Source organism: Novimethylophilus kurashikiensis, assembly GCF_003112435.1.
Taxonomy (GTDB): domain Bacteria; phylum Pseudomonadota; class Gammaproteobacteria; order Burkholderiales; family Methylophilaceae; genus Novimethylophilus; species Novimethylophilus kurashikiensis.
On the sequence record NZ_BDOQ01000006.1, the window covers coordinates 287,325 to 298,848 of the forward strand.

At 47.0% G+C, this 11,524-nt stretch carries 7 protein-coding genes; 4 read left to right on the top strand and 3 right to left on the bottom strand.

Annotation, left to right across the window (positions count from 1 at the left end):
- Nucleotides 1-8 precede the first annotated feature (8 nt).
- From NMK_RS08935 to NMK_RS08950, 4 genes are all read left to right on the top strand, one after another.
- Nucleotides 9-1,883, top strand: a complete 1,875-nt coding sequence (locus NMK_RS08935; protein WP_109015422.1) for a site-specific DNA-methyltransferase — start codon at nucleotides 9-11, stop codon at nucleotides 1,881-1,883.
- A 261-nt stretch (nucleotides 1,884-2,144) separates the two neighbouring features.
- Nucleotides 2,145-5,150: a type III restriction-modification system endonuclease gene (locus tag NMK_RS08940; protein ID WP_109015423.1), complete on the top strand. Its 3,006-nt coding sequence runs from the start codon at nucleotides 2,145-2,147 to the stop codon at nucleotides 5,148-5,150.
- A 70-nt stretch (nucleotides 5,151-5,220) separates the two neighbouring features.
- The gene (locus NMK_RS08945; RefSeq protein WP_109015424.1) at nucleotides 5,221-7,749 is read left to right on the top strand and encodes a DUF8426 domain-containing protein; all 2,529 of its coding nucleotides are present in this window, start codon (nucleotides 5,221-5,223) and stop codon (nucleotides 7,747-7,749) included.
- On the top strand, nucleotides 7,746-9,065 hold the full coding sequence (locus tag NMK_RS08950) for an McrC family protein (protein ID WP_109015425.1): 1,320 nt from the start codon (nucleotides 7,746-7,748) through the stop codon (nucleotides 9,063-9,065). Before NMK_RS08945 ends, NMK_RS08950 begins: the two co-directional genes overlap by 4 nt.
- Nucleotides 9,066-9,201: 136 nt before the next feature.
- Here the strand turns inward: NMK_RS08950 and NMK_RS08955 are convergent, their stop codons facing one another.
- From NMK_RS08955 to NMK_RS08965, 3 genes are all read right to left on the bottom strand, one after another.
- A complete protein-coding gene (locus NMK_RS08955; RefSeq protein ID WP_109015426.1) occupies nucleotides 9,202-10,032 on the bottom strand; it encodes a hypothetical protein in 831 nt (276 codons plus the stop codon).
- A 517-nt stretch (nucleotides 10,033-10,549) separates the two neighbouring features.
- A complete protein-coding gene (gene flgM, locus NMK_RS08960) occupies nucleotides 10,550-10,828 on the bottom strand; it encodes a flagellar biosynthesis anti-sigma factor FlgM (RefSeq protein ID WP_181376212.1) in 279 nt (92 codons plus the stop codon).
- Between the two features lie 54 nt (nucleotides 10,829-10,882).
- Entirely contained in the window at nucleotides 10,883-11,452 is a 570-nt protein-coding gene (locus NMK_RS08965; protein ID WP_227871434.1) for an OmpA family protein, read from the bottom strand.
- Nucleotides 11,453-11,524: the final 72 nt, after the last annotated feature.

Sequence of the window (11,524 nt, forward strand, 5' to 3'; positions counted from 1 at the left end):
AAACATCGATGGAAATACTCACGCACCAAGACCCGGAAACCCAATCAGCTGACATCGTGGCCGGCAACATTGCCCAGATCAAGGCACTATTCCCGGAGCTCATCACCGAAAGCGCGGATGGTACGACGGTCAACATCGACATCCTAAAGCAACTGGTGGGCGATAAAACAGTTACCGATGTCGAAGAGAAATATGGCCTGAACTGGCATGGGAAGCGCCGCGCTCGGCAACTGGCTCTGACCCCCTCGACCGGTACACTGCGCCCCAGCCCCGAAGATAGTGTGGACTGGGATACAACCCAGAACCTGATGATCGAGGGCGATAACCTGGAAGTACTCAAGCTCTTGCAAAAGAGCTATGCCGGCAAGGTGAAACTGATCTACATCGACCCTCCTTATAACACCGGAAAGGATTTTGTGTATCCAGACAACTTCCAGGACAACATCAAGAATTATCTGGAGCTGACTGGGCAAATTGAAGGTGGGCAAAAGATCAGCAGTAACACCGAGGCCAGCGGAAGGTTCCACACCGACTGGCTAAACATGATGTATCCAAGGCTAAAACTTGCAAGAAACTTACTGCGTGACGATGGAGTTATATTTATCAGCATAGATGACAACGAAGACAGCAACCTTCGTAAGCTATGTGATGAGATATTTGGAGAAGAAAACTTCATTGCTCAACTTGTATGGAAAAAGAAATACACCGGTGGACAACATGCAAAATTTTATGCTGATTTCCATGAATATATTTTGGTGTACGCAAAATTTGCTGATGCAATCGGTGATTTTGGAATTGCAAGAACGGATGAAGAGTCTGAGAAATTTATCGAAAGTGACGAGTTTGAGAAAGTTAGGGGCAAGTATTACACCCGACCGCTCAAATCAAATCTTGAAGAGCGAAAAACCCTAATTTACCCAATCACTATGCCTGATGGTAACGTCCTAACAACACAATGGTTAGTTAGCAAAGAAAGATTTGAGCGCGAGTTTGCAGAAAAGAGAATAGTTTTTCGACAAAAGAATAATGGTGAATGGCAGGTATATAAAAAATATTATCAGCTTGACGGCGGAGGAAAGACAAAACCCCCATCGCTAATTGACCGGTTTCCAAATACTGAAGCTAAGAGTGAATTGAAGGAGCTATTCGATGTACAGGAAGGGAGAGACAACGTTTTTTATACTGTAAAACCAATAAAACTAATCAGACATCTTCTTGAGCCCTTCTTAGGGTCAGATGATATTTGTCTTGATTTTTTTGCCGGGTCAGGAACAACTGGGCAAGTCATTTATGAGATGAATTCAAGCGACAAAGGCAAGCGCCGTTTTATCCTAGTTCAATTGCCTGAGCCATTGGACAATAACCTAAATACCATCGCTGAACTAACAAAAGAACGTTTACGTCGTGCAACGACCAAAATCAAATCCGAAAATCCTGGATGGAATGGAGATTTAGGCTTCCGAATTTTTAAACTTGACTCATCCAACATACGGAGTTGGGAGGCTGATCGCGAGAACCTTGCCAACTCACTGTTCGATGCTACTGAGCATCTGAAATCCGATCGCACCGAACAAGACATTCTGTTCGAGTTATTGCTCAAGCTTGGCCTGGACCTCACCGTGCCGATGGAAACCAAGGTTATTGCCGGTATGAATGTATACAGCATTGGTGCCGGGGCGCTTATAGTGTGCCTGGTCGACAAGATTGCATCTTCTGATGTTGAGGCGCTTTCGACTGGCATCGTCGCCTGGCACGTAGAGCTGTCACCAGTGGTCGACACCCAGCTTGTCTTCCGTGACAGTGCATTTGCCGACGATGCCGCCAAGGCCAACTGCACAGCCATCCTCCAGCAGCATGGGCTGGTCAATGTCCGTAGCCTATAAGTGAAGTGTTGGATTCAAACGACCTCCTCGATAAGCTCGGTAAGCTCCTTGGCAGCACCAGGGAAACAGCAACGATAAAGTTCACATGGGATGAACCTTATGACATTGCTGAAAGCCAGCGGCGATTGGAAACTTGGGCCAAAGGAATAGCAAAATTTGATTGCTAAGATCAATTTCTAGCAATCAATTTAGCTAAGGGAAATTACATAACCATATGAATTTATTTTTTTCTAATCCTAGAAAAATGGATTTCATTCACGCATGAAACTACATTTCGAGCCCAACCTAGACTACCAGCTACAGGCCATTGACGCGGTCTGCGATTTGTTCCGGGGGCAAGAGGTTTGCCGTACAGAATTTACCGTTACGATGAAAACGCCTGTAGAGGAATCATCGGACCTTTTTCCGGGAACCGCGCCACAACAGATGTCGCTGGGGGTCGCAGAAACCGATCTGGGCGTGGGTAATCGCCTGACCTTGCTAGATGATGATCTGCTGAAAAACCTTAATAATGTGCAGCTGAGGAATGGTCTAGCCCCATCAACGGCTCTTAGGTCCGGTGACTTCACCGTGGAAATGGAAACCGGCACAGGTAAAACTTATGTCTACCTGCGTACGATCTTTGAGTTAAATAAGCGCTACGGATTTACCAAGTTCGTCATCGTGGTGCCCTCCGTCGCGATCAAGGAAGGTGTCTACAAATCTCTGCAAATCACTGAGGACCATTTCAAGGGCTTGTATGCCGGGGTGCCATTTGATTACTTCCTCTACGATTCCGCCAAGCTCGGCCAGGTGCGCAATTTCGCGACTAGCTCCAGCATCCAGATCATGGTGGTCACGGTCGGCGCTATCAATAAAAAGGATGTGAACAACCTTTACAAGGATAGCGAGAAGACTGGTGGAGAGAAGCCAATCGACTTGATCAAGGCAACACATCCTATCGTGATTGTCGATGAGCCTCAAAGTGTGGACGGCGGGTTGGAGGGGCGCGGCAAAGAGGCCCTGGACGCCATGAATCCGCTCTGTACCCTGCGCTATTCAGCCACCCATGTAAATAAACACCACATGGTATTCCGCCTGGATGCAGTAGATGCCTATGAGCTCAAGTTGGTGAAGCAGATTGAGGTGGCCTCTGCCATAGTGGATGGTGCGTTCAACAAGGCATATGTGCGTTTAATTGCCACGAACAATCAGCGTGGCGTGATTTCGGCCAGGGTGGAATTAGATGTGGAAACGGCCACGGGCATCAAGCGGCAAGAGGTTACTGTTCAGGATGGTGATGATCTTGAGCAGACGACTCACCGTGCAATCTATGCAGACTACCGCATTGGTGAAATCCAAACCGCTAAGGGCGATGAATTCATGGAGCTTCGCTTCCCTGGCGGAGAAACCTATCTGCGTATTGGTGAGGCTCATGGCGATGTAGACCCCATGGCCGTGCAGCGGGAAATGATCCGCCGCACCATCAAGGAACACCTGGACAAGGAAAAGCGCCTGCGTCCCCAGGGAATTAAAGTGCTATCCCTTTTCTTCATCGATTCCGTTGAGAAATATCGTCAATATGACCCCGATGGCAATGCGCTCAAGGGGCCATACGCCCAAATATTTGAAGAAGAATACCGCCGCTACGCCAAGCACCCAGACTACAAAAGCTTGTTTGAAGAAGTCGATCTGAATCATGCCGCTGAGGATGTCCATAACGGTTATTTCTCAATCGATAAAAAAGGCGGCTGGACCGATACCGCCGAGAATAATGCTGGCAACCGGGAAAACGCGGAGCGTGCTTACAACCTGATCATGAAGGAAAAGGAAAAGCTGCTGGGCTTTGAAACCCCGCTCAAGTTCATCTTTTCCCATTCCGCACTCAAGGAAGGCTGGGACAATCCCAACGTATTCCAGATATGCACGCTGCGCGACATACAGACTGAACGTGAACGTCGTCAGACCATAGGGCGCGGTTTGCGCCTGTGCGTCAATCAGCATGGTGACCGGCTGCGAGGTTTCGACATCAACACTCTCACCGTGATTGCCACGGAAAATTACGAGCAGTTTGCTGAGAACCTGCAAAAGGAAATCGAAGCTGATACAGGCATTCGATTCGGCATTGTGGAGCAGCATCAGTTTGCGACTATTGCAGTCCCCGATGCTGATGGCAAAGTGATTCCGCTTGGCGTCGAGCAATCCAAGGCCCTATGGGAGCACCTGAAAAGTACTGGCTACATTGATGCCAAGGGCAAGGTGCAGGACTCCCTGAAAAAAGCGCTCAAGGATGGAACGCTGGCATTGCCAGCAGAGTTTGAGGCCCAAAAGTCCCAAATCAACGAAGTACTGCGCAAGATCACCGGCAAGCTAGAAATCAAGAATGCCGATGATCGCAAGCCAGTCGCAACTCGCAAAGCTGTTCTCTACAGCGAAGAGTTCAAGGCACTTTGGGATAGGATCAAGCACAAAACCACTTATCGCGTGCATTTTGATACTGAGAAGTTGGTTACTGACTGTGTATCCATGTTGCAGAAAGCGCCCCCCATCACCAAAACGCGACTGGTATGGCGCAAGGCGGAAATTGCTATTGGTAAGGCTGGAGTGGAAGCAACTGAAACCACTGCTGCCATGCCTGTAGTGCTGGATGAAGCTGATATTGAATTGCCTGACTTACTGACGGATTTGCAGGATAGGACTCACCTTACACGTCGCACCATTGTGCGAATCCTAACTGAGAGTGGACGCCTAGAAGATTTCAAACGTAATCCGCAGCAGTTTATTGACCTGGCCACCGATGTGATCAACCGCTGTAAACGAATGATCTTGGTTGATGGCATCAAATATCAGCGTATTGGTGAGGAGCACTACTACGCACAGGAATTGTTCGAGCAAGAAGAGCTGACCGGCTATATGAAAAACATGCTCAGGGACACACAGAAATCAGTCTATGAGCATGTGGTTTATGACTCCAATACTGAACGCGACTTCGCCGACGAACTGGAGAAAAACGAGAACATCAAGGTATACGCCAAACTGCCAGGATGGTTTAAGGTCCCGACTCCGCTTGGCACTTACAATCCTGACTGGGCTGTGCTGGTTGAGGAAGGCGGTACTGAACGCCTTTATTTCGTTGTGGAAACGAAGAGCACCCTTTTCGATGATGAATTGCGCGACCGAGAAAGCGCCAAGATTGCTTGTGGTAAGGCACATTTCCAATCTCTCTCAAAAAATGAGAATCCGGCAAGGTTTATAGTTGCTAAATCAATAGGTGATTTATCAGCATAAACGCAGCTCAACTTTCGAAGCTGGTCGGATGAGTACCAAAACGCTTCAGAAAAATAATTGAGAGTACTTGATGAACGAGTCCATTACAGAACGTATGGCCATCTGGGATGCTTTTCTAGCCCGCTGGCCTCTGGATAGCCTTATAAACATGAGTCTTGGGGAATATAGCCAAGCTGGAAACCAAGACAATTTTTGCTATTGGCTGGAGGCGAAGACTGGGAGTTTGGGATCAATATGGGGTGGATCATCGTTCAAATTTGGCGTGTTCTCTAGAGATAACAAAAGCCCGAAGGTAAACGATAGTACCCGTTGTTACAGCTCTGATTATGGCTGGCTTGCAAAATATGGAAATAGTGCCGAGACCGCATATGATCAAGTAAAAAGTAAGCTAATTCAGGTTGCTCAGGCAGCTCATGCTGGCAACTTGGCATTAATTGATCAAGTAGATCTAGGTCCTGCCCTGAAATGGAAAATCGCTTTTCTTTATCAGGATCGGGATAAGCCATGCATATTGCCAATCTACAAAACTGAATATCTGCAGGCTGCATTAGGTAGTTCAGAAAAAAAAGTATCCATATTACAGCAGGAGTTGGTTAAAGGATTCGACGGCAAGAACTTCCTGGAGTATGGCATCGCGTTATGGGACGTAATCCAAGAAAAGCTCAGTACGGAATTAACACCAGAAGACGCACAGCAGTTTCTCGAAAATTCCGGCAAATTTTCACAGATCAAAACTCCAACCCTGAAAATTGCAGGTTACCAATCAAATGATGGTCCGCAGCTTGCTCTGGCCCTGGATAACAAAAGAACGACACTTTATCTAAGCGCCGGCAGCTGGTTAGATGAAGTAAAGTCAGAGTTATTGGATATTGTCACTTACTCACCAGATAAGTCTCGGAGCAGCAATCTCTCAGCAAATGCTCCCGATCTTGCTATTGGCAATGCAATTGTAAAAGTTGTCGTACCTACAAAGGCTGCCTTGATAGCTTTGTGTGATGCATATGACAACAGTGACCCAGCAGATAAAGCGCCTATCTCTATCAAAATTGATGCCGTCGGAGCAATTACGATGCAACCGCTTAACCAAATCCTTTATGGGCCGCCTGGAACAGGAAAAACCCATGCGACCATTGACGAAGCTCTCAAGATTCTCGACCCGGATTTCTTAAACCAACACTTAGATGAACGAGAGTTGTTAAAAAAGCGTTTTGATGAACTTGTCAAAGAAAAGCTGATTCGTTTCGTAACCTTTCACCAGAGCTTCAGTTACGAAGATTTCGTGGAGGGGCTTCGGGCACTAACCAATGATGATAAGCAGCTGGAATATCAAGTTGAGCCAGGTATTTTCAAGCGACTATGCGATGACGCACGTACTCACGGAGCACAGCCAGATGCTGGCATACGTAGTACTCCGCGCATTTGGAAAATTTCTATTGATGGTACCGCCCAAACTCCAACTCAAAAATATTGCCTTGAGCATGGTGAAGCACGAATAGGTTGGGGTGAAACAGGAGATCTGAACCAAGCAGTGGAGAACAACCCTTACTATAACAATTTGGGTTCGGGTGACCGCGGGACATTACGTTACTTTGCAGAAGAAGTTGCGTCTGGAGATATTCTGCTCTGTATCCATTCGGCAGAAAATATCGGTGCTATTGGTGTTGTAACTGGAAATTATCGCTACGAACAAACACCTCCAGCTGGGGTCAGGGATGACTATAAGCATGTTCGTCCAGTGAAGTGGTTATATCGCAATCTGCAACTCTCCATCCTTCCACTCAACGATGACAAACAATTCACCCTAAAGACCGTGTATATGATGGAGCGTTTCAGCTGGGGTGATTTATTGGCCTATCTCCAGAAATCCGGCGTCCATCCGGTGGAACCCAACAAATCTGGAGAAAAACGCAAACCTCATGTTTTGATCATCGACGAAATCAATCGCGGAAATATATCGCGCATCTTTGGTGAACTAATCACATTAATTGAGCCGTCCAAGCGCGAAGGGGCTAATGAAGCACTAAGTGTCGATCTGCCTTATTCCAAACGACCATTCAGCGTGCCAGACAACGTCTATCTGATTGGCACAATGAACACAGCAGATCGATCACTTGCAGGTCTCGACATTGCATTGAGACGCCGTTTCACATTCAGGGAAATGCCACCGCGACCAGATCTTCTGAATAATGTTGAAGTAGACGGATTAGATATTGGTCAGCTTCTGAGCGTTATGAATCACCGCATAGAGGTTATGCTGGATCGTGACCATTGCCTTGGTCATGCATATTTTATTGAGATGAAAACTCAGGAAGAAAAACGAACGCTTAATCATCTGGCATTTATTTTCCGTCACAACATACTGCCTCTTCTCCAGGAGTATTTTTTCGAGGACTGGGAGCGCATCAGATGGGTGTTAAATGACCACAATTGTCAATCTGGAATTGAGCCATTCATACGTCAACCAGGCCAAGATCGAAACCTAGAAAAATTGTTCGGCGCCACTGTGGCCACATCATTGAGGGATGCTCGTTGGGAGATTAACGAGAAGGCATTCGACTCCATAAATAGCTACAGAAACATTTTAGGGATTGGTACTTGAGTCAAGCCACTATCACCGTCAGGGAATACGCTCGGCTTACGACAGAGACAATCGACTCATCCCTTGATCGCGCCCAGGTGCCCTCCACAGCTTTCGATTGGCTATGCAAGTTAAGCTCATCATTTAGCAAGTCTGGCGCAGCGCTTGTGCACGTAGAAGATCGCCGGTGGCTGTGTCTAGATAATTTTGTTGGCGTATTGGAAACACCATGCGGCACCCGACTGGAAATACTTCCAAAGCATTTCGAGTCCGGTGATTGTGTGTCTGAAAGCAGGCGTTTATTGAGACGTATGATTCAGGCTGCTTTGGACTTACCGAGTCGGGAAGTAGGCGATGCAGATCTGGAGCTGTTTGACGCACCATTAAGTGAATGGATCATGCATCGGTTCTTACAGGCGCTTGATCATTTGGTAAAACGTGGTGTTCGCTTCGACTATCAACGTATCGAAGAAGAGCAACGTTTTTTGCGTGGCCAAATGGACATAGTAAAGCAGATGCGACAACCCCCAGGCCGAGCCCATATATTCAATATTCGCCATGATGTATTTTTACCAGACAGACCTGAGAATCGGTTGCTCAAATCCGCACTGGAACAGGTCTGCACCTCAACCAAGGAGCCTGAAAACTGGCGTCTGGCCAATGAACTCCGTAGTTTGTTCCTTGAGGTTCAAGTCAGTAGCAATATCACACAGGATCTGCGCCAATGGAGTAATAACCGCCTGATGTCTCATTATCAGTCAGTAAAACCATGGTGTGAGCTTATTCTGAAGAAACAGATGCCTCTGGCTGTAGCTGGAGAATGGCAGGGGGTAAGTCTGTTATTCCCTATGGAAAAATTATTTGAGCGCTATGTCGCTGCCACACTGCGTCGCGCCTTACCGTATGACGCAAAGCTGACTACACACGCTGCCAGCGAGTATCTTTGCACCCACAACGGTGGACAAATATTTCGCTTGGAACCGGACCTACTCATTCAACATGGTCAGGAAAGATGGGTATTGGATACAAAGTGGAAACGGCTGGATGCTGCAGATCGAGATAATAAGTACGGCTTAAGCCAGGGTGACTTTTACCAACTGTTTGCTTATGGAAAAAAATACCTCAAAGGCAAAGGTGAACTCGTTCTGATATATCCACGTCGGATGGCATTCAAAAAGGCACTGGAGCCTTTCGAATTCGATGGAGAGATGCGCTTATGGGTGTTGCCATTTGATCTAGAAGCTAAATCCCTGGTTGATCATGAGGCAACTACATTACCAATTTCTTCGCATATTACCGAGGAAGAATCAGTAAATTATCGAGAAGTTGGCACGTAACCCGAAGCATCTGGATGCTGACATTCGCGCCAAAACCCAAGTTTACATTGGTATGGCAGGTGGGCAGCAGGTCACAATCTTGCAACTAGTTACAATCAACTGACGCTGTACCACCGCAGTGAAACTGTTCCCTCCCTTATGCAGATTCGCCCACCATACTTCCGTGCGAAGTAAGAATAACTTCAGCCTGCTTACGAGCTGCTGGACTTATTGGTTTCATGATATGGGTGCGGTAGGTATCCAGACTCATTCGCACAAGATGTTCGGGCGGATAAGGTTTTGTCACGTGGAGAGGATTCGACTTCTGAAATAGACTCCACTCCCCGGAAAAATCGCTCTCCTTACCGCTCGCAAGATCCAGTACATACTCCTCGGAAGCACACCCTCCAATCATTAGTGATAGCTTATCCCGCTTCAAATAGTGGCGAGCTATAAAAACAACAGACGTGGCATCTGGGTACAAAGGGCCTATTTGTTTTTTGTGGAGGACATTGACTGTCTCACGGGCTGCTTTAAAAACTTCCCCCCCGTCTTTTGTTGCATTGTCGGCTGCTGACTTAAGGTAGTTCGATTCTCCTAAGGGTAACAGGGCAACAACCTCACGCTGCTGTTTTTCCTCATTCAATCTTTGTGTCACTAGACCTGCGTTTATTGCACTTTTGGGCTTGGCTTCAATAATTTCTTTAAGCAGCACCTGGGCATTCTCATTCGGAAAAACTTTATTTAAGTAACAGATGAGCCGTTCAGTGACATTTGTCAAAGGCAGGAGCCCGTTCTTTGATATCGAGTCAGCATTTACAGAGGAAGTTACGTGAACGAAGCGCGCAAAGAACTCCCCTTCTGCGTCGACGTCAAGAAAATATATAGGCTGTCGTGGGGGTCGGTATTGATGTTGCGAAGTGGCATCAGTTTTTATTGGCGCAACAATATTTTTTTTCTGGAATATTTTTATTATCCAATCAAACATGACTTTCCTTTACAGCATATGTTCCACATTAACAGATTTTAAATGAACAAGGCATTCGTGGCCTCTCTGCCGAATTAGGTCGATCTCCATTCAGATATCCTGAACCAAGCCAAACTATTATTAGACATGTTCTATCAAGTCAGCATCGCGGATTCGCCGTCCATAAATACAGCTATCGACGTAGTAAAAGTGTCACAAAATGGCATTTAATGCGCTTACACTAAGACTTAATACTGCTAAAAATGAAAAATGCAGGCGTCGTAAGTGACTGATTTTAAATGCGCCAAAACTTGAGAATCGCCCTACGAACCAAGGGGTCAGGAGTTCGAATCTCTTCGGGCGCGCCAAATTCGAAAAAAGGGTTAGCTTCGGCTAGCCCTTTTTTTCATTTCAGGCGCTGCGTTTTTCCTTTTTCCCCAACCAGCTTTCTCAGCCCTAAAAAAAACAAAGCCTCCGACCAGCGGAGGCTTTTACGCAGATAACTATCCATCTGCATCACGCTATGCGCTTATAGGCGTCACCGACCAGTGTGATAGCGTTCTATGAGTGTCGCCAACTTGGAAGCGTTAAAATTAATCTCCCCACGACTTAGGGCGGCTTTGATTTCAGCCACACGCCCAAGGTCGACTTCAGGCAGTTTGTCTAGCTCTGCAGCAGCCGGGCTCAGGATGGCTGATTGCATGCTTGCCTCTTTAATGGTCGCCAACGGTGATATAAGGGCAGCTTCGGTCAATCCCGTGCCCATCGTTTGGGTGACTGCTGTGTTATCTGAGTAGGTGCTATTGTTAATACGCATTCTCGAACCCCTAAACTTGGCTCTCATAATTATATTCCGATTACTCTCACAGCGTTATTGCGCTGCCTTGGCCTTGAGCACCTGCAGTTGGTCTCTAAGCTTGGAAAGCAAATCATCGTTAGGTAACGCGGCATCGGCCCCTTCTACTAATGGTTCCGATTTATCGGGCATACCGAACATTTTGGTGATAGCTTGGGATTGCCCTGGCGTTAACACCAGCAGTTCGATGCGTCGATTAACGCCAGCCGCAGGATCATCCTTATCCAAGGGCGCCCTATCTGCCATTCCTACCACTTGCAACACGCTTGCTCCGCGCATCCCGCCTGCAATCAACTGAATTCTTGCAGCCATTGCACGCTCTGTCGATAGCGACCAATTCGAAAAAATCGACTCGTCGTGATTGGCGAATTGAAGTGAATCGGTATGGCCGACAATTAACATCTGATTTTCGATTTTTTCGAAAATTGGTGCCATTTTGCGTAACAGCATTTTAAAGCGCTCGCTAAGACGTGCGCTGCCCCGCTCGAACATACCGACCTTATCAGTATCATGAAGCATGATCCTGAGCCCATATGGCGTGATCACAGTTTGCAGATTGCTCGTCATCCCCGCGTCATCGCTCATCCAAGGCTTTCAACCCATTGGCGGCGGTTTGCAGCAGTTCATACATAAGCAGCATTATGCGCAGTTGTTTTC